The sequence below is a fragment of the Streptomyces sp. NPDC048337 genome (genome assembly GCF_043201175.1).
GTDB lineage: Bacteria > Actinomycetota > Actinomycetes > Streptomycetales > Streptomycetaceae > Streptomyces.
This window is the reverse complement of the sequence record NZ_JBICYR010000018.1, coordinates 121,212-144,173: the sequence shown is the minus strand read 5'-3', so window position 1 is coordinate 144,173 and position 22,962 is coordinate 121,212. Positions and strand designations below refer to the sequence as shown.

General features: G+C 69.1%; 19 protein-coding genes. 15 read left to right on the top strand and 4 right to left on the bottom strand.

Annotated features, from left to right (window positions below; genetic code table 11):
* The first annotated feature begins 29 nt into the window (after window positions 1-29).
* Entirely contained in the window at window positions 30-269 is a 240-nt protein-coding gene (locus ACGFYU_RS26525; RefSeq protein WP_393829816.1) for a hypothetical protein, read from the top strand.
* 49 nt (window positions 270-318) lie between these two features.
* Here the strand turns inward: ACGFYU_RS26525 and ACGFYU_RS26520 are convergent, their stop codons facing one another.
* The 4 genes from ACGFYU_RS26520 to ACGFYU_RS26505 form a co-directional block, all read right to left on the bottom strand.
* On the bottom strand, window positions 319-1,089 hold the full coding sequence (locus tag ACGFYU_RS26520; protein ID WP_393829815.1) for a succinate dehydrogenase/fumarate reductase iron-sulfur subunit: 771 nt from the start codon (window positions 1,087-1,089) through the stop codon (window positions 319-321).
* On the bottom strand, window positions 1,089-3,026 hold the full coding sequence (locus ACGFYU_RS26515; protein WP_393829814.1) for a fumarate reductase/succinate dehydrogenase flavoprotein subunit: 1,938 nt from the start codon (window positions 3,024-3,026) through the stop codon (window positions 1,089-1,091). Before ACGFYU_RS26515 ends, ACGFYU_RS26520 begins: the two co-directional genes overlap by 1 nt.
* A 1-nt stretch (window position 3,027) precedes the next feature.
* The gene (locus tag ACGFYU_RS26510; protein WP_393829813.1) at window positions 3,028-3,852 is read right to left on the bottom strand and encodes a hypothetical protein; all 825 of its coding nucleotides are present in this window, start codon (window positions 3,850-3,852) and stop codon (window positions 3,028-3,030) included.
* Window positions 3,853-3,976: 124 nt separating this feature from the next.
* Window positions 3,977-4,198: a hypothetical protein gene (locus ACGFYU_RS26505; protein WP_393829812.1), complete on the bottom strand. Its 222-nt coding sequence runs from the start codon at window positions 4,196-4,198 to the stop codon at window positions 3,977-3,979.
* A 346-nt stretch (window positions 4,199-4,544) separates the two neighbouring features.
* Between ACGFYU_RS26505 and ACGFYU_RS26500 the strand changes: the two genes are divergently transcribed.
* From ACGFYU_RS26500 to ACGFYU_RS26435, 14 genes are all read left to right on the top strand, one after another.
* Window positions 4,545-7,043 carry an ABC transporter family substrate-binding protein gene (locus tag ACGFYU_RS26500; protein WP_393829811.1) on the top strand — a complete coding sequence of 833 codons (2,499 nt, stop codon included), beginning with the start codon at window positions 4,545-4,547 and terminating at the stop codon, window positions 7,041-7,043.
* A 353-nt stretch (window positions 7,044-7,396) separates the two neighbouring features.
* Complete coding sequence (typA, locus tag ACGFYU_RS26495; RefSeq protein WP_393829810.1) at window positions 7,397-9,301, top strand: translational GTPase TypA; 1,905 nt, start codon at window positions 7,397-7,399, stop codon at window positions 9,299-9,301.
* 429 nt (window positions 9,302-9,730) lie between these two features.
* Window positions 9,731-11,350: an ABC transporter substrate-binding protein gene (locus tag ACGFYU_RS26490; RefSeq protein WP_393829809.1), complete on the top strand. Its 1,620-nt coding sequence runs from the start codon at window positions 9,731-9,733 to the stop codon at window positions 11,348-11,350.
* Window positions 11,351-11,443: 93 nt separating this feature from the next.
* Entirely contained in the window at window positions 11,444-12,391 is a 948-nt protein-coding gene (locus tag ACGFYU_RS26485; RefSeq protein WP_393829808.1) for an ABC transporter permease, read from the top strand.
* Entirely contained in the window at window positions 12,384-13,343 is a 960-nt protein-coding gene (locus ACGFYU_RS26480) for an ABC transporter permease (protein WP_393829807.1), read from the top strand. Before ACGFYU_RS26485 ends, ACGFYU_RS26480 begins: the two co-directional genes overlap by 8 nt.
* 13 nt (window positions 13,344-13,356) lie before the next feature.
* Window positions 13,357-14,412, top strand: a complete 1,056-nt coding sequence (locus ACGFYU_RS26475) for an ABC transporter ATP-binding protein (protein ID WP_393829806.1) — start codon at window positions 13,357-13,359, stop codon at window positions 14,410-14,412.
* The gene (locus ACGFYU_RS26470) at window positions 14,405-15,451 is read left to right on the top strand and encodes an ABC transporter ATP-binding protein (RefSeq protein WP_393829805.1); all 1,047 of its coding nucleotides are present in this window, start codon (window positions 14,405-14,407) and stop codon (window positions 15,449-15,451) included. The genes ACGFYU_RS26475 and ACGFYU_RS26470 overlap by 8 nt, the downstream gene beginning before the upstream one ends.
* A gap of 243 nt (window positions 15,452-15,694) precedes the next feature.
* A complete protein-coding gene (locus tag ACGFYU_RS26465) occupies window positions 15,695-16,651 on the top strand; it encodes a GNAT family N-acetyltransferase (RefSeq protein ID WP_393829804.1) in 957 nt (318 codons plus the stop codon).
* Between the two features lie 105 nt (window positions 16,652-16,756).
* Window positions 16,757-18,391, top strand: a complete 1,635-nt coding sequence (locus ACGFYU_RS26460; protein WP_393829803.1) for an ABC transporter substrate-binding protein — start codon at window positions 16,757-16,759, stop codon at window positions 18,389-18,391.
* Window positions 18,392-18,422: 31 nt separating this feature from the next.
* Window positions 18,423-19,349 (top strand): ABC transporter permease, encoded by a 927-nt coding sequence (locus ACGFYU_RS26455; RefSeq protein ID WP_393829802.1) that lies wholly within the window; start codon window positions 18,423-18,425, stop codon window positions 19,347-19,349.
* Complete coding sequence (locus ACGFYU_RS26450) at window positions 19,342-20,373, top strand: ABC transporter permease (protein WP_393829801.1); 1,032 nt, start codon at window positions 19,342-19,344, stop codon at window positions 20,371-20,373. Before ACGFYU_RS26455 ends, ACGFYU_RS26450 begins: the two co-directional genes overlap by 8 nt.
* A gap of 12 nt (window positions 20,374-20,385) precedes the next feature.
* Window positions 20,386-21,369 carry an ABC transporter ATP-binding protein gene (locus ACGFYU_RS26445; protein WP_393829800.1) on the top strand — a complete coding sequence of 328 codons (984 nt, stop codon included), beginning with the start codon at window positions 20,386-20,388 and terminating at the stop codon, window positions 21,367-21,369.
* Entirely contained in the window at window positions 21,362-22,426 is a 1,065-nt protein-coding gene (locus ACGFYU_RS26440; protein ID WP_393829799.1) for an ABC transporter ATP-binding protein, read from the top strand. Before ACGFYU_RS26445 ends, ACGFYU_RS26440 begins: the two co-directional genes overlap by 8 nt.
* A gap of 329 nt (window positions 22,427-22,755) precedes the next feature.
* Window positions 22,756-22,950: a hypothetical protein gene (locus tag ACGFYU_RS26435; protein ID WP_053677094.1), complete on the top strand. Its 195-nt coding sequence runs from the start codon at window positions 22,756-22,758 to the stop codon at window positions 22,948-22,950.
* Window positions 22,951-22,962: the final 12 nt, after the last annotated feature.

The window sequence follows — 22,962 nt, the reverse complement described above, 5'->3', positions numbered from 1 at the left end:
CTGCCGCCGCCGGCGTCGTTGCGCAGGCCATGAAGAAGATCATGTCCGCCGCCGCGCTCACCGCGGCCGCGCTCGCGCTCGCCACCCCCGCCCACGCCGACACCGACAGCAATGTCGGCGGCGGGGTGAACGCGGCCGGCAACTGGAACTTCAGCGCGGCCGCCGTCTGCTTCCAGGAGCTGGCCATGGTCCCCGTCACGGGAGCGTGGACCGGGAACACCACCAACCACTGCGTCAACGGCAACGTCCTCAACCACGCGCAGGGCTGACCCGCAGCGGGCCGGGGTCCCCTCCGACGAGGGGACCCCGGCCCGGCGCTCAGCCCTGGCGGCGGCCGATCTTGTTCCCCAGCCACACCAGCGGGTCGTACTTGCGGTCCACCGCCCGCTCCTTCAGCGGGATCAGGGCGTTGTCGGTGATCTTGATGCCCTCGGGGCAGACCTCCGTACAGCACTTGGTGATGTTGCAGTAGCCGAGCCCGTGCTCCTCCTGGGCCGTGCGCTTGCGGTCCAGGCCCGCATCGGCCGCCGCGTCCAGGGGGTGCATGTCCAGCTCCGCCACCCGCATCAGGAAGCGCGGGCCCGCGAAGGCGGTCTTGTTCTCCTCGTGGTCGCGCACCACATGGCAGGTGTCCTGGCACAGGAAGCACTCGATGCACTTGCGGAACTCCTGCGAGCGCTCCACGTCCATCTGCTGCATCCGGTACGCGCCCGGGGCCACCCCCTCCGGCGGGACGAAGGCCGGGACCTCGCGCGCCTTCTGATAGTTGAAGGACACGTCCGTGACCAGGTCCCGGACGACCGGGAAGGCGCGCAGCGGGGTGACCGTGATCGTTTCCTCGCGCGTGAACGTCGACATGCGCGTCATGCACATCAGCCGCGGCCGCCCGTTGACCTCCGCGCTGCACGAGCCGCATTTGCCCGCCTTGCAGTTCCAGCGCACCGCGAGGTCCGAGGCCTGGGTGGCCTGGAGCCGGTGGACGATGTCCAGGACCACCTCCCCGTCGTGCACCTCGACCGTGAAGTCCCGCAGTTCCCCGCCCTCGGCGTCGCCCCGCCAGATCCGGAAGCGTGCGTCGTAGGTGGTCATCAGAAGAGCTCCTCTTCGGCGAGGTACTTGACCAGCTCTTCCTTCTCGAACAGCGCGAGCAGGTCCGGGCGGATGGGGTCGGTGCGGGTGCGGACCAGGGAGATCCGGTCGGCCGCCGGGTCGGCCGGCACCGGGTCCACCGGGCGGCACAGCAGGTTCACCGGGCGCCAGTCGCGCTCCATCGCCGGGCAGTCCTCGCGGGTGTGCCCGCCCCGGCTCTCGGTGCGTTCCAGGGCCGCGCGGGCCACGCACTCGCTGACCAGCAGCATGTTCCGCAGGTCCAGCGCCAGGTGCCAGCCCGGGTTGAACTGCCGGTGCCCCTCGACCCCGGCGCGTGCGGCCCGTACGCGCAGGGCGGCCAGCTTCTCCAGGGCCTCGGCCATCTCGCCCTCGCGGCGGATGATGCCGACCAGGTCGTTCATGGTCGTCTGGAGCTCCTGGTGGAGGGTGTACGGGTTCTCCGCGCCGTCCTCCGCGTGGAACGGGGCCAGGGCCTCGGCGGCGGCCGCGTCGATCTCGGCCTGGGTGACCGCCGGGCGCCCGCCGTCCGCGGAGGCGTACTCCGCCGCGTGCAGGCCGGCCCGGCGGCCGAAGACCAGCAGGTCGGACAGGGAGTTGCCGCCGAGCCGGTTCGAGCCGTGCATGCCGCCCGCGACCTCGCCCGCGGCGAAGAGCCCCGGCACGCCGACCGTGGCGGCGGTGTCCGAGTCGACGGCGATCCCGCCCATCACGTAGTGGCAGGTCGGGCCGACCTCCATCGGCTCCGCCGTGATGTCCACGTCCGCCAGCTCCTTGAACTGGTGGTACATCGAGGGGAGTCGGCGCTTGATCTTCTCGGCCGGCATGCGGGTGGACACGTCGAGGAAGACCCCGCCGTGCGGGGAGCCGCGGCCGGCCTTGACCTCGGAGTTGATGGCCCGGGCCACCTCGTCGCGCGGCAGCAGCTCGGGCGGACGCCGGTTGTGGTCCGGGTCCTCGTACCAGCGGTCGCCCTCCTCCTCCGACTCGGCGTACTTCTCCTTGAAGACGTCGGGGATGTAGTCGAACATGAACCGCTTGCCCTCGGAGTTGCGCAGCACCCCGCCGTCGCCGCGGACGGATTCCGTGACGAGGATCCCCTTCACGGAAGGCGGCCAGACCATGCCGGTCGGGTGGAACTGCACGAACTCCATGTTGAGGAGGGGCGCGCCCGCCAGCAGGGCCAGCGCATGGCCGTCGCCGGTGTACTCCCAGGAGTTCGAGGTGGTCTTGAAGGACTTGCCGATCCCGCCCGTGGCCAGGACCACGGCAGGGGCCTCCAGTACGAAGAAGCGGCCGGACTCGCGCTCGTAGCAGAAGGTCCCCGAGACCCTCCCCCGGCCTTCGGCCGGGGGGACCCCCATCTCGCTTCGCTCGCCGTCTTTGAGTACGCGCGTGACCGTGCACTCCTGGAAGACCTTGAGCCGGGCCTCGTAGTCCCCGTACTCCTTGAAGTCCTCCTGCTGGAGCTGGACGATCTTCTGCTGGAGGGTGCGGATCAGCTCCAGGCCGGTCCGGTCGCCCACGTGCGCGAGGCGCGGGTACTCGTGCCCGCCGAAGTTGCGCTGCGAGATCTTCCCGTCCGGCGTGCGGTCGAAGAGCGCGCCCCAGGTCTCCAGCTCCCAGACCCGGTCCGGGGCCTCCTTCGCGTGCAGTTCCGCCATCCGCCACTGGTTGAGGAACTTGCCCCCGCGCATGGTGTCGCGGAAGTGCACCTGCCAGTTGTCGCCCTCGTTGACGTTGCCCATGGAGGCGGCGATCCCGCCCTCCGCCATCACCGTGTGGGCCTTGCCGAAGAGGGACTTGCAGATCACGGCCGTACGGGCGCCGCGCTCGCGGGCCTCGATCGCGGCCCGCAGCCCCGCGCCGCCCGCGCCGACCACGACCACGTCCCACTGCTGCCGTTCCACTTGAGCCATCTCAGAAGATCCTCGGGTCGTCGAAGGCGCCGCTGGCCACCAGGTACACGTAGAAGTCGCACAGGGCCACGCTGATCAGGGAGGCCCACGCCAGCTGCATGTGGCGGGAGTTGAGCCGGCTGATCCAGCCCCACAGCCGGTAGCGCACCGGGTGCTTCGAGAAGTGCTTGAGCCGGCCGCCCATGATGTGCCGGCAGGAGTGGCAGGACAGCGTGTAGGCCCAGATCAGCGCGATGTTGACGAGGAAGAGGAGCGTCCCGAGGCCCATGTGGCCCCACTCGTAGTGCTCGTCGCGGAAGGTCAGCACCGTGTCGTACGTGAGGATGCCCGCGACCGGGACCGCCGCGTAGAAGAAGTACCGGTGCATGTTCTGGAAGATCAGCGGGAAGCGGGTCTCGCCGGTGTACTTCGCGTGCGGCTCGGCGACGGCGCAGGCCGGCGGCGAGGCCCAGAAGCCCCGGTAGTAGGCCTTGCGGTAGTAGTAGCAGGTCAGCCGGAAGCCGAGCGGGAAGACCAGGATCAGCAGGGCGGGGGAGAGGCCCCACCAGCTGCCGAAGAGGTCCCAGTTCGGGCCGTCCTTCATGGGGACGCAGTTCTCCGCGAGGCACGGGGAGTAGAAGGGCGAGACGTACGGGGCCGCGTAGTAGTCGGCGTTCGCGAAGGCCCGCCAGGTCGAGTAGACGATGAAGGCGAGCAGCCCGGCCGCGGTGCCGGCGGGGGCCAGCCACCACCGGTCGGTGCGCAGGTGCCGGGCAGAGATCGCGGCCCGGGAGGCGTCGTGGACGCCGCCGGGCCGCTGCTGTGGTGGTTGTGTGCCTGTGGCCAAAGGGGACTCCGGGTGGAGTGATGAGGGGTGGCCCAGGAGGCCCGGCCGGCCGCGAGGGCTCGCGTACGGCCGGGCCAGATGGGTTCAGCGGGTTCGGATGCCGGGCCGGGGACGGCCGGCGGGGTCAGGGTGCGCGGCGGTCGCGCGCGCCCAGGCCCTCGTCGTCGATGTCCGTCCACAGCGCGTTGTCGTACGGGGTGTCCGGGATGGTCACCATCCGGGACGGGTCCGGCGGCGCGGCCGGACCCGGCTTCTGGCGCTTGGCCTGCTGCTCCAGCTGCTCGACCTTGCGCGTCAGCTCGTCCAGGTTGCGCCGTACGGCGCTCAGATCGTCTTGCAGGGACATGATTTGCCCTCACTTCCGCGGGTGCGGTGGCAACGCTCATGTGCGCCTGCGAGTGTCGCGCTTCCCGTCCCCGGTTGTGAAGGGACGTGCAGCGATTGCGGGCGCGCAGGCGTGAACTGTGCGCCCCTCCCTGCTCCCCATTCTCATCCCTCTCCCGGGGGAACGCCCCTCCGGCGCACCCATGGGATTGGTCCGCACGGGTGGGGTTCGCGGCGTGGCGTGAGGCGGCTGCGGGGGGTGTGGCCGGGCGTCGATTTCAGTGGGTTCCGGCAACCGGTGTGATCAGCTCCATATACCGCCGAACGTGATCATGCTTCCCCCGCGTCCCGCCCCGGAGGTACCACCCATGTCCCAGAGAAGGCGCAGGTCCTTGGCGCTCCTGACCTCGGGAGTCCTCGCACTGCCGCTCCTCACGGGCTGCGGCGCGGGTGAGGACGAGGGCGGCTCGGTCGCCGCCGGACAGGACATCGCGACGACGGCCCGCGACAAGGTCGCCGACGGCGGTGTGCTGCGCTGGGCGGTGGACTCCCTCCCGGAGACCCTGAACACCTTCCAGGCCGACGCGGACGCCACCACCAACCGGATCGCCGGTGCCGTGCTGCCGCAGTTGTTCGTGCTGGACGCCAAGGGGCGGCCGGTGGCCAATCCCGACTACCTGGAGAAGGCCGAGGTCGTCGAGCGGGAGCCCAAGCAGGTCGTCCTGTACAAGCTGAACCAGCAGGCGGTGTGGAGCGACGGCCGGGAGATCGGCGCGGCCGACTTCGTCGCCCAGTGGCGGGCCCTGAACGGCAAGGACTCGGCGTACTGGACGGCCCGCAACGCCGGATACGAGCGCATCGAGAAGATCGAGCGGGGCAAGACCGACCTGGAGGTCAAGGTCACCTTCGCCAAGCCGTACGCCGACTGGCGCTCGCTCTTCACCCCGCTCTACCCCAAGCAGGTCATGGGCACCCCGGACGCCTTCAACGAGGGGGCCCGCGGCACCCTCAAGGTCACCGCCGGCCCCTTCGGCCTTGGGGCGATCGACAAGAAGACCGGCACCGCCGCCCTGACCCGCAATCCGCGCTGGTGGGGCCAGCCGGCCAAGCTGGACAGCATGGTGCTGACGGCGGTGCCGAGGGCGGAGCGCCCGGCGGCGCTGGCCGCCGGGAAGGTGGATCTGGCGGAGATCGACCGCGCGGGCGCCGACCGGATCGCGCTGGCCCGCAGGGACGCGGCCGGCCAGGGCGGAGCGGGCTCCGGCGGGGCCCCGGCCCACGGCCCGGGCGCCGCGATGACACCGGCCCAGGCCACCCTGTCCTGGGCGATCGCCTTCGGCGCGGACGAGGCCAAGGCGGCGACGGAGAAGGAGACCCGGCAGAAGCACGCCGAGGCGGTGAAACGGTACGCCACCGAGCAGAACGCCCTGCGGAGCTTCACCGTACGCAAGTCCCTGGAGCCGGCCTACACCCAGCTCGCCCTGAACGGGGCCTCCGGCCCGCTGTCCGACGAGCGGGTGCGCCGGGCGGTGGCCCGGGCCCTGGACCGCAAGGCGCTGGCCGAGATCGTCCTCAAGCCGCTCGGCCTGCCCGCGAAGCCGGTCGGCAGCCACCTGGCGCTGGCCGGGCAGCAGGCGTACGCCGACAACAGCGGCGCCCTCGGCGGCCAGGACACCCAGGCGGCCCAGGCACTCCTCGCGGACGCGGGCTGGCGGCGCGGCGGCAAGCTCACCGAGCCGCCGGGGGCGAAAGCCGGCCCCGAGAGCGAGAGCCAGGACGACTCGAAGACCCCCACGGGCCCCGGCACCGGCAACGACGGCCTGTACATCGTCGGCCAGGACGACGGCCGCAACGGTGAGCTCCGCTCGGCCGCAGCCGACCTGCGCGCGGCGGTGGGCCGGGCGAGCCAGGCCGGGAAGGCGGGCGCCGGCGACCACGGCGGCACGCACGGCAGCCGCCCCGAGGGCCCCGAGGGGCACAGTGGCGGCGGGGCCCTGGCCGGGATTCCGGCGAACGGCCCGGACGGCGAGATCGTCGACGCCGACGTCTTCGCCGCGGGGGCGGCGGACCGGGACCGGCCCTCCCCGGTGCTGGCCCCCGCCCCCTTCGCGGCCCAGCAGCGGGCCTCCTTGCTGGCCCAGGCCGCCGCCGCGGGCCGGATCGTTGCCGCGGCACCCGCTGCCCCCGCTGCCCCCGCGGGCTCGGTGGACGACGGCAAGCGCAGCCCCGCCCGCGACGGCGACGGGGCCGAGCCCGCCAAGGGCTCCCCGGCCCCGGCCAAGCAGGCCACCCGCACCTCCGGCTCCATGCTCGCCAAGGACGGCAAGGCGCTCAGCCTGCGCTTCGTGCTTCCGGCGGGCCCCGGATCCGAGGCCCTGCGCACGGTCGGCGAGCGGATCGCCCAGATGCTCCAGAAGATCGGCGTGAACACCGAGATCACCAAGGTGGCCGACGAGAGCTTCTTCAAGGACCACATCGCCTCGGGCCAGTACGACCTGGCCCTCTACTCATGGCCGGCGACCGCCTACCCGGCCACCGACGCCCGGCCGATCTTCGCCAAGCCGGAGCCGGCCGCGGACGGCTCGCTCCTGGTCGAACAGAACTACACCCGGGTCGGCACCGACCACATCGACCAGCTCTTCGACCAGGCCCTCGGCGAGCTGGACGAGGAGCAGTCCCGGGAGCTGGTGCGCAAGGCGGACGCCCGGATCTGGGCCGCCGCGGGCTCCGTCCCCCTCTACCAGCGCCCGGAGCTGGTGGCGGCCAAGCCGGCCCTGGCGAACGCGGGAGCCTTCGGCCTCGGCGCCCCCCGCTACCAGGACATCGGCTGGAAGAAGCCGCCGACCGCCAAGGACAAGAAGAAGTAGAAGGAGCGGAAGAAGAGCAACGGACGAAGATGTGGTGACAAAGCGGGGCCTGTCAGGTTGACCCGAGGGTCACAACCTCAGATGTGACTCAATTTCCTTGCCCGCCGGACCCCCGGCGGGCAAGGTCGTGGATACCCGTTGACCCGCATGATTACCGGCCGGACCACGGGCCCGCGCACCCCACCCCGCACGGGCCCCCACTCATTCGTCCGGCCTCTTGACAGACCCCCCGGCAGGCGGTTCCCGCTGCGCGACGTACCATGGGGTAAGGCCGTGGCAGGTTTTCCGCCCGGCAGAGGCTCGCGTGCCAGGCCGTACGCGACGCCATCCACGATCCCGGGAGAAGCGCCGAAGTGCCCACGCGCCACGACATCCGTAACGTCGCCATCGTCGCCCACGTCGACCATGGCAAGACGACCATCGTCGATGCCATGCTCAAGCAGGCCGGTGCCTTCGCCGCCCACCAGCAGCTCGACGACCGCATGATGGACTCGAACGACCTGGAGCGTGAGAAGGGCATCACGATCCTCGCCAAGAACACGGCGGTGAAGTACCACCCCAAGGACGGCGGGGCGCCCATCACAATCAACATCATCGACACCCCCGGCCACGCCGACTTCGGTGGTGAGGTCGAGCGCGGTCTGTCGATGGTGGACGCAGTCGTTCTGCTGGTGGACGCCTCCGAGGGTCCGCTGCCCCAGACCCGCTTCGTCCTCCGCAAGGCGCTCCAGCAGCGGAAGCCGGTCATCCTCTGCATCAACAAGACGGACCGCCCGGACTCCCGGATCGACGAGGTCGTCAACGAGACGTACGACCTCTTCCTGGACCTGGACGCCGACGAGGACCAGATCGAGTTCCCGATCGTCTACGCCTGCGGCCGTGACGGCATCGCCTCGCTGACCAAGCCGGAGGACGGCACCGTCCCCGCGGACAGCGACAACCTGGAGCCGTTCTTCTCCACCATCCTGGAGCACGTCCCGGCCCCGGTGTACGACGAGGAGGCCCCCCTCCAGGCGCACGTCACCAACCTGGACGCCGACAACTTCCTCGGCCGCATCGCGCTGCTCCGCGTCGAGCAGGGCGAGCTGCGCAAGGGCCAGACGGTCGCGTGGATCAAGCGCGACGGCTCGATCTCGAACGTCCGCATCACCGAGCTGATGATGACCGAGGCGCTCACCCGCAAGCCCGCCGAGGTCGCCGGCCCCGGTGACATCTGCGCCGTCGCCGGTATCCCCGAGATCATGATCGGCGAGACCCTGGCCGACCCGGAGAACCCGATCGCCCTGCCGCTCATCACGGTGGACGAGCCGGCCATCTCCATGGTCATCGGCACCAACACCTCCCCGATGGTCGGCCGCGGCGGCTCCGGCAAGGGCGCGGACGCCAAGGCCGCGGTCAAGGACCGCAAGGTCACCGCCCGCCAGGTCAAGGACCGTCTGGACCGCGAGCTGATCGGTAACGTCTCGCTGCGCGTCCTGGACACCGAGCGTCCGGACGCCTGGGAGGTCCAGGGCCGTGGTGAGCTGGCGCTCGCCATCCTGGTCGAGCAGATGCGCCGCGAGGGCTTCGAGCTGACCATCGGCAAGCCGCAGGTCGTCACCCGCGAGGTCGACGGCAAGGTCCACGAGCCGGTCGAGCGCATGACGATCGACGTGCCCGAGGAGCACATGGGCGCCGTCACGCAGCTCATGGGTGTCCGCAAGGGCCGCATGGACAACATGTCGAACCACGGCTCCGGCTGGGTGCGCATGGAGTTCGTCGTTCCGTCCCGTGGTCTGATCGGTTTCCGGACGGAGTTCCTGACCCAGACCCGCGGTACCGGCATCGGCCACTCGATCCACGAGGGCCACGAGCCGTGGTTCGGCCAGCTGGTCACCCGTAACAACGGCTCCCTGGTCGCCGACCGCGCCGGTGCGGTCACCGCCTTCGCGATGACCAACCTCCAGGAGCGCGGTGTCCTGTTCACCGACCCCGGCACCGAGGTGTACGAGGGCATGATCGTCGGCGAGAACTCCCGCGCCGACGACATGGACGTGAACATCACCAAGGAGAAGAAGCTCACGAACATGCGCTCCTCCTCCGCCGACACCTTCGAGGCGATCGTTCCGCCGCGCAAGCTGTCCCTGGAGCAGTCCCTGGAGTTCTGCCGCGACGACGAGTGCGTCGAGGTGACCCCCGAGGCCGTACGCATCCGCAAGGTCGTCCTGGACCAGAAGGAGCGCTCGCGCACCGCGTCGCGCGCCAAGTCGGCCAAGTAGTACGGGGTTTCGGCCGGACTGGCCGAAACTCCTGTAGTGCCAAGCAGCCCCTCCTGCCACAGTCTTTGTGGTGGGAGGGGCTGTTCGCTTTTGTCAAACGGATTGTTGCGTTCTGGTGTCCGCATACCGACCGTGACACTCCGGATGGTGAGCTAACCGTCCGTTTCGCACGTGTCTGTCTCCTATCCGTTTGTCCGGATTTTGGGTTTTCGGCATGCGGTGATGTTGTGAAAACGAGACCACTTAAGTGTGGTTTACGGTCTGGGCGTCCCTGAGGATGGCTCCATTGAGCTCGGGTCAATGGGTCACGCGCTGTGGGGAGCGCCGACTCACGAGCACACACGATGGGGCCGGAATTCGCTGTCAGGGGTGTCAGCGGGCGCCGGGCCCTTCACGTATCGACAGTGACTCCTGAGGAGGCAAATACCCATGCGCGGAGCAACGAGCGCCAAGTGGGTCGTGGGTGCCGTCATCGTGGCGATGGCCGCCACGGCTTGTGGTACCGGCAAGGACGACGCCAAGAGCGGCGGCGGCAACATCACCGTGCAGCTCGGTGAGCCGCAGCACGGCCTGATCGGCCAGAACACCGGCGAGTCCGAGGGCGCCGAGGTCCTGAACGCGGTCTTCACCGCGCTGGTCTCGTACGACAACAAGACCAACGAGGTCCAGCTGGCGGCCGCCGAGTCGATCACCACGACCGACTCGAAGACCTGGACCATCAAGGTCAAGGACGGCTTCACCTTCCACAACGGCGAGAAGGTGGACGCGCAGTCGTTCGTCCGCGCCTGGAACTGGGGTGCCAACCAGGAGAACGCCGCCGAGGGCCTGCCGTTCTACTCGAAGATCGAGGGCTCGGACGAGCTGGCCCCGGGCAAGGACAAGAAGCCCACCGCCAAGGAGCTCAAGGGCCTCAAGATCGTCGACGAGATGACCTTCACCGTCACGCTGAAGGATGCCTTCTCGCAGTTCAAGACGATGCTCGGCTACAACGCCTTCTACCCGCTGCCGAAGGCGTTCGAGGCGGACCCGAAGGCGTTCGGCGAGAACCCGATCGGTAACGGCCCCTTCCAGATGGACGGTGCCTGGGAGCACAACAAGCAGATCAAGGTCAAGCGGTACGACAAGTACCCGGCCGAGGGTCGCGCCAAGCTCGCGGGCGTCACCTTCAAGATCTACGACAACCTGGACACCGCGTACAACGACCTGCGCGCCGACTCCATCCAGATCACGGACAAGCTCCCGGTCTCCGCGATGGCCAGCGTCTCGCAGGAGTTCGGCGACCGCTACATCTACAAGCCGGAGTCCGGCGTCGGCTACATCGGCATGCCGCTCGAGAAGAACCCGGAAGCCTTCGGCAAGGTCGAGATCCGCAAGGCCATCTCGATGGCCATCGACCGGGACGCCATCACGAAGACCATCTTCAACGGCACCCGCAAGCCGGCCGACGACTTCGTCAGCCCGATCATTCCGGGCTACCGCAAGGGTGCGCTCGGCGACGCCGGCACCTACAACCCGACCAAGGCGAAGGAACTCTTCACCCAGGCGGGCGGCGTCCCCGGCAACAAGCTCGAGCTCGGCTACAACGCCGACGGCGGCCACAAGGAGTGGATCGAGGCCGTCGCCAACCAGCTGAAGACGAACCTCGGCATCGAGGTCACCGCCAAGCCGTTCACCAAGTTCGGCGACCTGCTGGACGAGCTGGACGCCGCGAAGTACAAGGGCGCCTTCCGCACGGGCTGGGTCATGGACTACCCGGCCATGGAGAACTACCTCCGTCCGCTCTTCTCGAAGGTCGCGATCGAGAACGGCTCCAACCACTCGCACTACGTGAACGAGGAGTTCGAGACCCTCCTCGACAAGGCCGACAAGTCCGCCGACGCGGCCGAGGGCCTGAAGCTGTACCAGCAGGCCGATGACGTCCTCGTCAAGGACCTGCCGTACATCCCGGTCTTCACGTACATGTCTTCTTCGGCCTACTCCAAGACCGTGAAGAACGTCGAGGTCGACGCCCAGGGCCGCATGGACCTGGCCAAGGTCGAGCTCAACTAACACCCCTCTTCACTTAAGGGGAACCCGGGGGCGGGCAGACGGAATCAGGTTTCCGTCTGCCTGCCCTTTCCCCCTGCTCTTGCTGGAGGTCTGATGGGCCGCTACCTCATCCGCCGACTCATACAGGCGATCCCTGTCCTGCTCGGTGCCACATTCCTTATCTACTTCCTGACCTTCAAGATGCCCGGAGCTGACCCGATCCAGCTCCTCGCCGGCGAGAAGAAGGCAGACCCGCTCGTCGCGGCCATGCTGCGCGAGAAGTACCACCTCGACGACCCGTTCCTGCTGCAGTACTGGAACTACATCGTCGGCGTGTTCCAGGGCGACCTGGGCGAGACCCTGACCGGTCGCAAGGTCGTCGACATGTTCTCCGAGGCCTTCCCCTACACGGTCAACCTCGCGCTCGTGGCCTTCGTCATCGAGGCCGTCGTCGGCGTCCTGGCCGGTGTCATGGCCGCCCTGCGCCGCGGGAAGTTCCTGGACCAGCTGGTCCTGATCTCCACGCTGATGGTCATCTCCATCCCCGTGTTCGTCACCGGCTTCGTGCTGCAGCTGGCACTCGGCGTCCAGCTCAAGAACGCCTGGGGCATCGACTTCTTCCCCGTCTCCTTCAACGAGCACGACGGCATCCGCGCGTACCTGCTCCCGGCGTTCGTGCTCGCCTCCACGTCCCTCGCGTACGTGGCCCGCCTGACGCGCACCAGCCTCATGGAGACGATGCGCGCCGACTACGTGCGCACCGCGACCGCCAAGGGCCTGCCGCGCCGCCGCGTCGTCGTGAACCACGCGCTGCGCAACGCGCTCATCCCGATCGTCACCTTCCTGGGCGCCGACCTCGGTTCGCTCATGGGCGGCGCGGTCATCACGGAGCGGATCTTCAACATCCACGGAGTCGGCGGCCTGCTCGCCAAGGCCGTGTACCTCAAGGAAGGCGCGGTCGTCGTCGGCGGTGTGACCATCCTGGTCCTCGTCTACCTCATCGCCAACCTTCTCGTGGACCTGCTCTACGCCGTGCTCGACCCGAGGATCCGCTATGCGTGACACAACTACGGTGGGGGACTCGATGACCGACACCCAGATCGCCGGAGCCCCCTCCGCCGGCGCCCCGGTCACCAAGGAAGACAAGAAGAGGAAGAAGGACCGCGAGGCCAGCCTCTGGTCCGACGCCCTGAGCGACCTGCGCCGCAACCCGGTGTTCGTCATCGGCGCGCTCCTCGTCCTGTTCATGCTGGTCGTGTCGGCCTTCCCGAGCTGGTTCACCTCCATCGACCCCTTCGCGGGCGGCGCCTGCCAGCTCTCGGACTCGCTGAAGAAGCCCAGCGGGGAACACTGGTTCGGCTTCGACATCCAGGGCTGCGACGTCTACGCCCGTACGGTGTACGCCGCGCGGAACTCGGTGATCGTCGGCATCGTCACCACCGCGCTGGTGATCATCGTCGGTGGCGGCCTCGGCCTGCTTGCCGGCTGGGTCGGCGGCATCACGGACAGCCTCCTGTCGCGCTTCACCGAGATCTTCTTCGCGATCCCGCTGCTCCTCGGCGGCATGCTGATCATGTCGGCCCTGCCGGGCAACGCCTGGACCGTCTCGATCGTGCTCGCCACCCTCGGCTGGCCGCAGATCTTCCGCATCATGCGGTCCTCGGTGCTGCAGAACAAGAACAACGACTACGTGGTCGCCGCCCGCGCCCTCGGCGCCGGCACCCTGCGCATCACCCTGCGGCACATCCTGCCGAACGCGATCGCACCCGTCATCGTGGTCGGCGCGATCAGCCTCGGTGTGTACATCTCCGCCGAGGCGGCCCTGTCGTACCTGGGCATCGGTGTCCAGCCCCCGCAGATCTCCTGGGGCCTGATGGTCAGCGACGCCTCCGTCCGCTGGCTCCAGGCACCCCACGTGCTCCTCTTCCCGGCCGCCGCGCTGAGCATCACCGTGCTCGCGTTCATCATGGTCGGCGACGCGGTGCGCGACGCCCTCGACCCGAAGCTGCGCTGAGGAAGGGCGTACGTTGACCATCATCGACAAGACCTCGAACGTCCCCGCGCCCCGCTCGGCGCCGGAGGGGACCCCCCTGCTCGAAGTGCGCGACCTGCACGTCGAGTTCCACACCCGCGACGGTGTCGCCAAGGCCGTCAACGGTGTCTCGTACTCCGTCAACGCCGGCGAGACCCTCGCCGTCCTCGGCGAGTCCGGCTCGGGCAAGTCCGTGACGGCGCAGGCCATCATGGGCATCCTCGACATGCCGCCCGGCCGTATCCCGTCCGGCGAGATCCTCTTCCAGGGCACCGACCTGCTGAAGCTTCCGGCCGAGGAGTACCGCAAGGTCCGCGGCTCTAAGATCGCCATGATCTTCCAGGACGCCCTGTCCTCGCTGAACCCGGTGCACACCGTCGGCGCCCAGCTCGGCGAGATGTTCCGCGTCCACCGCGGCATGTCCAAGAAGGACTCGCTGGCCAAGGCCGTCGAGCTCATGGACCGGGTGAAGATCCCCGCCGCCAAGGCGCGCGTGGGTGACTACCCGCACCAGTTCTCCGGCGGTATGCGCCAGCGCATCATGATCGCCATGGCGATGGCCCTGGAGCCCGACCTGATCATCGCCGACGAGCCCACCACGGCTCTCGACGTGACGGTCCAGGCCCAGGTCATGGACCTGCTCGCGGAGCTCCAGCGCGAGATGAACATGGGCCTGATCCTGATCACCCACGACCTCGGCGTCGTCGCCGACGTCGCGGACAAGATCGCCGTCATGTACGGCGGCCGGATCGTCGAGAACGCCCCGGTCCACGAGATCTACAAGCGCCCGGCGCACCCGTACACCCGCGGCCTGCTCGACTCGATCCCGCGCCTGGACCAGAAGGGCCAGGAGCTCTACGCGATCAAGGGCCTGCCGCCCAACCTGCTCAACATCCCCTCGGGCTGCGCCTTCAACCCGCGCTGCCCCAAGGCACAGGACATCTGCCGCACGGACGTTCCCGTCCTGCACCAGGTGACCGAGCAGGACGGCACCGAGCTGCCCGGCCGCGGCAGCGCGTGCCACTTCTGGAAGGAGCAGATCCATGGCTGAGCTCACCAAGCCCAAGGGCGAGCCGATCCTCCAGGTGCGCAACCTGGTCAAGCACTTCCCGCTGACCCAGGGAATCCTGTTCAAGAAGCAGGTCGGCGCGGTCAAGGCCGTGGACGGGGTCTCCTTCGACCTCTACCAGGGCGAGACCCTCGGCATCGTCGGCGAGTCCGGCTGTGGCAAGTCCACCGTCGCCAAGCTCCTGATGAGCCTGGAGACGGCCACGGCCGGCGAGGTCTTCTACAAGGGCCAGGACATCACCAAGCTGTCCGGCAAGGCCCTCAAGGTCGTCCGCCGCAACATCCAGATGGTGTTCCAGGACCCGTACACCTCGCTGAACCCGCGCATGACGGTCGGCGACATCATCGGGGAGCCCTTCGAGATCCACCCCGAGGTGGCTCCCAAGGGCGACCGGCGCCGCAAGGTCCAGGAGCTCCTGGACGTCGTGGGCCTCAACCCGGAGTACATCAACCGCTACCCGCACCAATTCTCCGGCGGCCAGCGCCAGCGCATCGGCATCGCCCGCGGCCTCGCGCTCAACCCGGAGATCATCATCTGCGACGAGCCGGTCTCCGCGCTCGACGTGTCGGTGCAGGCGCAGGTCATCAACCTGATGGAGAAGCTCCAGGACGAGTTCAACCTGTCCTACGTCTTCATCGCGCACGACCTCTCGATCGTCCGGCACATCTCGGACCGCGTGGGCGTCATGTACCTGGGCAAGATGGCCGAGATCGGCTCCGACGCCCAGATCTACGACCACCCGACCCACCCGTACACGCAGGCGCTGCTCTCCGCCGTGCCGGTGCCGGACCCGGAGGTCCGCGAGGGCCGCGAGCGGATCATCCTCACCGGTGACGTGCCGTCGCCGGCCAACCCGCCGTCGGGCTGCCGCTTCCGCACCCGCTGCTGGAAGGCGCAGGACAAGTGCGCCACGGAGGAGCCGCTGCTGGCGATCCCGACGCGGTTCCAGGGGGTGAACACGCCGGCCGCGCACGAGTCGGCGTGCCACTTCGCGGAGGAGAAGGCCGTTCTGGCCGTCTGACCCTCCCGCCGCCGTACGCCGGGGCGCCCGGTACCGGATCCCATCCGGTACCGGGCGCCCTGCCGTTTCCCGCGGGGTTCGTCCGCGGGTGCGGCGCCGCTGCGGGGGCTCCGCCCCCGAGCCCCCGCGCCTCAATCGCCGGCGGGGCTGGATTTGCGGGGCCGGATCGTGCCCGGTGGGGCTGGAGTGGCGCTTTCCGAAAGGCAGTTGCGCCTGCCCTCCGCGCCGCCCGACAGTGGCCGGATGACCGACAAGACGCCCGTCCTGCCCGCCCTGACCGTCCGGCCCGCCGGGCCCGGGGACGCCGCCGACATATGTGCGCTGCTCAACGCCGTCGACGTCGTCGAGATCGGCCGCCCGGAGACCGACCTGGGCAGCGTCGAAGCCGACCTGAACCACCCCGACGTCGATCTGGCCACCGACTCCTGGCTGGCCTTCCAGGACGGCCGGCTCGTGGCCTACGCGCTCGTCTGGACCGACTCCGGGCCCGGTCGGGTCGACGGCGACCACTACGTCCTGCCCGACCACCCCGAGGCCGCCGTCCGGCTGCTGGAACTGATGGAGGCCCGGGCCCGTGAGATGGCCGCCGGAGCCGCGGGGGGACGGCTGCGGCTGCAGCTCAACGTGGAACCCACCCTCGACCTCTCCCTGCTCACCGCACGCGGCTACCGCAGCGTCCGCCGCTACCAGGTGATGACCCGTGCCCTGGACCCGGGCTCCGACCTCCCCCCGGCCACGCCGGAAGGGCTTTCCTTGCGCCACTGCGCCGCCGACGAGGCCGACCGGCGGCGCGCCCACGCCCTGGTCGAGGAGACCTTCGCCGAGCACTTCGGACACGCGCACCGCGCGTACGAGCCCTGGCTCGACCACCTCGACGCCCGCAGGCTCGACTGGTCCCTCGTCTGGATCGCCTCCCTGCCCGGCGAGGGCGACGTGGCCGTGCTGCTGAGCCGGGACGACCGTACGAGCATGGGCTGGTTCAGCCACATCGGCGTACGCAAGGACCTGCGCGGCCGCGGCATCGGCGGGTTCCTGCTGCGCCACGGCTTCGCCGCCTATGCCGCCCGCGGCCGCGACACCGTGGGCCTCGGCGTGGACACCCACAACGAAACCGGCGCACTCGCGCTCTACGAGGCGCACGGCATGCGCCTGCACTACGCGGTCGACACCTGGGAGCTGCCTTTGCACTCGGAGGGGTGAAGGTGCGTGACGTGCGGGTGCAATCGGGCCAACGATGAGTGTGCGAGTCCCCGCATGGGGTGACAGTGGCCCCAAGCAAGTCTTGGGATCCCTAGGAGGCACTCCATGCGCGGAGCCACCCACGCCCAGTGGGCCGCATGTGCGGTGGCCGTCGCCCTCGCGGCGACGGCCTGCGGCGGCGGAAGCGACGGCGGCGGAGGCGGTGGCGGCGACGCGGGAATCATCAGCTCCTCTTGGGGTGACCCCCAGAACCCGCTGGAGCCGGCCAACACCAACGAGGTGCAGGGCGGCAAGGTGCTCGACATGCTCTTCCGGGGGCTCAAGCGCTACGACCCCAAGACCGGCGAGGCGAAGAACTTCCTCGCGGAGAAGATCGACACGACCGACAGCCAGAACTTCACGATCACGCTGAAGGACGGCTGGAAGTTCAGCAACGACGAGCCGGTCACCGCCCAGTCCTTCGTGGACGCCTGGAACTACGCGGCGGACGTGCGCAACAAGCAGAACAACTCCCCGTTCTTCTCGGACATCGTCGGCTACGCGGACGTGCACCCGGCGTCCGGCGAGCCCAAGTCGAAGACGATGAAGGGCCTGGTCGTCAAGGACCCCAAGACCTTCACCGTCGCCCTGAAGTCGAAGTTCTCCACCTGGCCCGAGACCCTCGGCTACCAGGCCTTCTCCCCCCTGCCCAAGGCCTTCTTCACCGACCACGCCGGCTGGCTCAACAAGCCCGTCGGCAACGGCCCGTACACGGTGGACTCGTACACCAAGGGCACCGCGATGAAGCTGCGCAAGTGGGACGCGTACCCCGGTGAGGACAAGGCCCAGAACGGCGGGGTGGACCTCAAGGTCTACACCGACAACAACACCGCCTACACCGACCTGATCTCCGGCAACCTCGACCTCGTCGACGACGTGCCCGCGCAGCAGCTGAAGAACGTACTGAACGACCTCGGCGACCGCTACATCAACCAGCCGGCCCTCATCATCCAGACCCTCACCTTCCCGCTGTACGACCCCCAGTGGAACAAGGAGGGCATGGAGAAGGTCCGCCGCGGCATCTCGATGGCGATCAACCGCGAGGAGATCACCAAGCAGATCTTCCGGGACACCCGCACCCCCGCCAAGGACTGGACCTCGCCCGCCCTCGGCGACAAGGGCGGCTTCAACGCCACGCTCTGCGGCGACGCCTGCAAGTTCGACCCCGCGGCGGCCAAGAAGCTCATCCAGGAGGCGGGCGGGCTGCCCGGCGGCAAGGTCACCCTGACGTCCAACGTGGACACCGGCTCGCACCGCGACTGGATGGACGCCGTCTGCAACAGCATCAACAACGCGATCGGCGAGGGCCCGGTCTGCACGGTCAACCCCGTCGGCACCTTCGCGGACTTCCGCAACCAGCAGAGCTCCTTCAAGCTGACCGGCCCCTTCCGCTCCGGCTGGCAGGCCGACTACCCGCTGATCCAGAACTTCCTGGAGCCGCTGTACTACACCGGCGCCTCCTCCAACTACGGCAAGTTCAGCAACCCGGACTTCGACAAGCTCGTCGACGAGGCCAACCAGGAGAGCGACGCCGCCAAGGCCACCGCGAAGTTCCAGGACGCGGAGAAGATCCTCGCCGAGCAGATGCCGTCCATCCCGCTCTGGTACCAGAACGGCAGCGCCGGGCACTCCGAGCGGATCTCGGACGTCACGCTCAACCAGTTCAGCGTCCCGGTCTACAACGAGATCAAGGTCAGCTGACCCCTCCGACGGATCGATCCTGGAGCAGTCCATGGGACGTTATGTGATCCGGCGGCTGCTCCAGATGATCCCGGTGTTCATCGGCAGCACGTTCCTGATCTTCTTCATGGTGTACGCGCTCGGCGACCCGGTCGCGGCCCTCTTCGGCGACAAGGCCCCCGACCCCGCCACCGCCGCGCGCATCCGCAAGGACCTCTACCTCGACCGGCCCCTGTGGGAGCAGTACCTCCACTACATGGGCCAGATCTTCCAGGGCGACTTCGGGACGGCCTTCAACGGGCAGAAGGTCACCGAGCTGATGGCCACGTCATTCCCCGTCACCCTGCGCCTGACCATCGTCGCGATCCTCATCGAGATCCTCGTCGGCATCACCCTCGGCGTCGTCAGCGGACTGCGCCGGGGCAAGGCCATCGACACCTCCGTGCTGGTGCTGACGCTGGTGGTCATCTCGGTCCCCACCTTCGTGACGGGCTACCTGCTCCAGTTCGTCTTCGCCGTCAAATGGCACTGGGTCAAACGGGCCAGCGTCTCCCAGGACGCCCCCTTCGACGAGCTCATCCTGCCCGGCGTCGTGCTCGCGCTGGTCTCCCTCGCCTACGTCACCCGGCTCACACGGACGTCCATCGCCGAGAACGTCAAGGCCGACTACGTCCGAACGGCCGTCGCCAAGGGCCTGCCGCGCCGCCGGGTCATCACCCGCCACCTGCTGCGCAACTCGCTCATCCCGGTCGTCACCTTCATCGGCACCGACATCGGCGCCCTCATGGGCGGCGCCATCGTCACCGAGCGGATCTTCAACATCCACGGCGTCGGCTACCAGCTCTACCAGGGCATCCTGCGCAACAACTCGCCCACGGTCGTCGGCTTCGTGACCATCCTCGTCATCGTCTTCCTGCTGGCGAACCTGCTCGTCGACCTGCTCTACGCGGTCCTGGACCCGAGGATCCGTTATGCCTGAGCCCGACCCGGAGCGTCCCGAGCGTCCTGAAAGCCCCGGCGGCTACGACCCCGTCGGCCCCCGCCCGCGCGAGGCCATGTCCCCCACCGGCCAGGGAGGCGCCATGGACCTCGCACTCCAGGAGGCCGAGAGCGTCGAGGGCGTCACGAAGACCACCGGACCGGCCGGACCGCAGGAGCGGGCCCGCTCGCTGTGGTCGGACGCCTGGCACCAGCTGCGCCGCAACCCCGTCTTCATCATCTCCTCGCTGATGATCCTCTTCCTCGTGATCATCGCCATCTGGCCGCAGGTCATCGCGAGCGGCGACCCCCTGCACTGCGAGCTGTCCAAGTCCCAGCAGGGCTCCGCCCCCGGCCACCCCTTCGGCTACGACACCCAGGGCTGCGACGTGTACACCCGTACCGTCTACGGGGCCCGCGCCTCCATCACCGTCGGCGTCTGCGCCACCCTCGGCGTCGCCCTGCTCGGTTCCGCGCTCGGCGGGCTCGCCGGCTTCTTCGGAGGGTGGGGCGACGCGCTGCTCTCCCGGGTCGCCGACATCTTCTTCGGCATCCCGGTCATCCTCGGCGGCCTGGTCTTCCTGTCCGTCGTAACCAGCACCACCGTGTGGCCCGTGGTCGGCTTCATCGTGCTGCTCGGCTGGCCCCAGCTCGCCCGCATCGCCCGCGGCTCGGTGATCACCGCCAAGCAGAACGACTACGTCCAGGCGGCCCGGGCGCTCGGCGCGGGCAACGGCCGCATGCTGCTGCGGCACGTCGCACCCAACGCCGTCGCCCCCGTCATCGTCGTCGCCACCATCGCGCTCGGCACCTACATCGCCCTGGAGGCCACGCTGTCCTTCCTGGGCGTGGGCCTGCGCCCGCCCACGGTCTCCTGGGGCATCGACATCTCCAACGCGGCCACGCAGATCCGCAACGCCCCGCACATGCTGCTCTATCCGGCGGGTGCGCTGAGCCTGACCGTGCTCGCCTTCATCATGCTCGGCGACGCGGTGCGCGACGCCCTCGACCCCAAGCTGCGCTGAGGAGCCCCGCACATGCTGCTCGAAGTCCGCGACCTGCACGTGGAATTCAAGACGCGCGACGGAGTCGCGAAGGCGGTCAACGGCGTCGACTACTCGGTGGACGAGGGCGAGACCCTCGCCGTGCTCGGCGAGTCCGGCTCCGGCAAGTCGGTCACCGCCCAGGCGGTCATGGGCATCCTCGACATGCCGCCCGGGCGGATCGCGGGCGGCGAGATCCTCTTCAAGGGCCGCGACCTGCTGAAGATGAAGGAGGACGAGCGGCGCAAGATCCGCGGGGCCGACATGGCCATGATCTTCCAGGACGCGCTCTCCTCCCTGAACCCCGTACTGAGCGTGGGCGCGCAGCTCGGCGAGATGTACGAGGTCCACCGCGGGATGTCCCGCAAGGAGGGCAGGGCCAAGGCCGTCGAGCTGATGGACCGGGTGAAGATCCCGGCGGCCAAGCAGCGGGTGGGGGACTACCCGCACCAGTTCTCGGGCGGCATGCGCCAGCGCATCATGATCGCCATGGCGCTGGCCCTGGAGCCCTCGCTGATCATCGCGGACGAGCCGACGACGGCTCTGGACGTCACCGTCCAGGCCCAGGTGATGGACCTGCTGGCCGAGCTCCAGCGGGAACTGAACATGGGCCTCATCCTGATCACCCACGACCTGGGCGTGGTCGCCGACGTCGCCGACAAGATCGCCGTGATGTACGCGGGGCGGATCGTCGAGGCGGCCCCCGTCCACGAGATCTACAAGGCGCCCGCGCACCCGTACACGCGCGGCCTGCTGGACTCCATCCCGCGGCTCGACCAGAAGGGCCAGGAGCTGTACGCCATCAAGGGCCTGCCGCCGAACCTCCTCGCCATCCCGCCCGGCTGCGCCTTCAACCCGCGCTGCCCGATGGCCCAGGCCGTCTGCCGTACGGACGTGCCGCCGCTCTACGCGGTGACCGAGTCGCCGGTGCCGCGGACCAGCGCCTGCCACTTCTGGAAGGAGTGCCTCCATGGCTGAGTCCCTTCTCGAAGTGAAGGACCTGGTCAAGCACTACCCGCTGACCCAGGGCATCGTCTTCCGCAAGCAGATCGGCGCGGTCAAGGCCGTGGACGGGGTCTCCTTCGACCTGCGCGCCGGCGAGACGCTCGGCATCGTCGGCGAGTCCGGCTGCGGGAAGTCCACCGTGGCCAGGATGCTGGTCAACCTGGAACGGCCGACCGCGGGCGCGATCTCGTACAAGGGCGAGGACATCACCAAGCTGTCCGGGCGCGCCCTGAAGGCCGTCCGCCGCAACATCCAGATGGTGTTCCAGGACCCGTACACCTCGCTCAACCCGCGTATGACGGTCGGCGACATCATCGGGGAGCCGTACGAGATCCACCCCGAGGTCGCCCCGAAGGGCGACCGGCGGCGCAGGGTCCAGGAGTTGCTGGACGTGGTCGGCCTCAACCCCGAATACATCAACCGCTACCCGCACCAGTTCTCCGGCGGCCAGCGCCAGCGCATCGGCATCGCCCGGGGCCTGGCCCTGCGGCCCGAGGTCATCGTGGCCGACGAGCCGGTCTCCGCGCTGGACGTCTCCGTACAGGCCCAGGTCATCAACCTGCTGGAGCGGCTCCAGGACGAGTTCGACCTGTCGTACGTCTTCATCGCGCACGACCTCTCGATCGTCCGGCACATCTCCGACCGGGTCGGGGTCATGTACCTCGGCCGGATCGTCGAGATCGGCTCGGACACGCAGATCTACGACCACCCCACCCACCCGTACACGCAGGCGCTGCTTTCGGCCGTGCCGGTGCCCGACCCGGAGGCCCGCGCCCGCCGGGAGCGGATCATCCTCTCCGGCGACGTGCCCTCCCCGGCCAACCCGCCGTCCGGCTGCCCCTTCCGCACGCGCTGCTGGAAGGCCCAGGAGCGGTGCGTGGTGGAGGTGCCGCTGCTCGCGGTTCCGGCGGTCTTCCCGTCGGGTCCGGCGGCCCATCCCTCCTCCTGCCACTTCGCGGCGGAGAAGCAGGTGGTCCCGCCCTCGGAGCCGCCGCCGGGCCCGCCGCCTGGTCCGCTGACCAAGGACTGATACGGACCGATCATTTTGAGCCACCCGTGGATATGCCACGGCAACGCCGTTTACACGGGGGCAACTTGACCGTTTCTGACCCGAGATCCAGGGCATGCAGCCTGGTGACGTGCGGCCGTGCGGGTGCCGACAGCCGGCCGGAGGGGCGTACGGACCTCCGGCCGGCCACCCCCGTGACCCCGCCCATGCGCGGCGTGCGCCCCTTGTGCTGCCGGATTTCGATCGATGCGCTGGCACGGAAAGTTATGATCCGTAGCGCACGGTGGGTATGACTCTCGCCGAGCACGAATACGCGTACCGATGTCCGCTCGACGTGGAGGTGAAACGCCGTGGCACTCTCGATCTCGGCCGTGGTGCTGCTGGCGATCGTCGTATTCCTGCTGGTCCGAAGGTCGGGCCTGAAGGCGGGACACGCGGTGGTCTGTGTGCTCCTCGGTTTCTACCTGGCGAGTTCCACCATCGCCCCCACCCTGAGCCAGCTGACGTCCAACGTGGCCAGCATGATCAGTGGGCTCAAGTTCTGAGTCAGGCCTCGT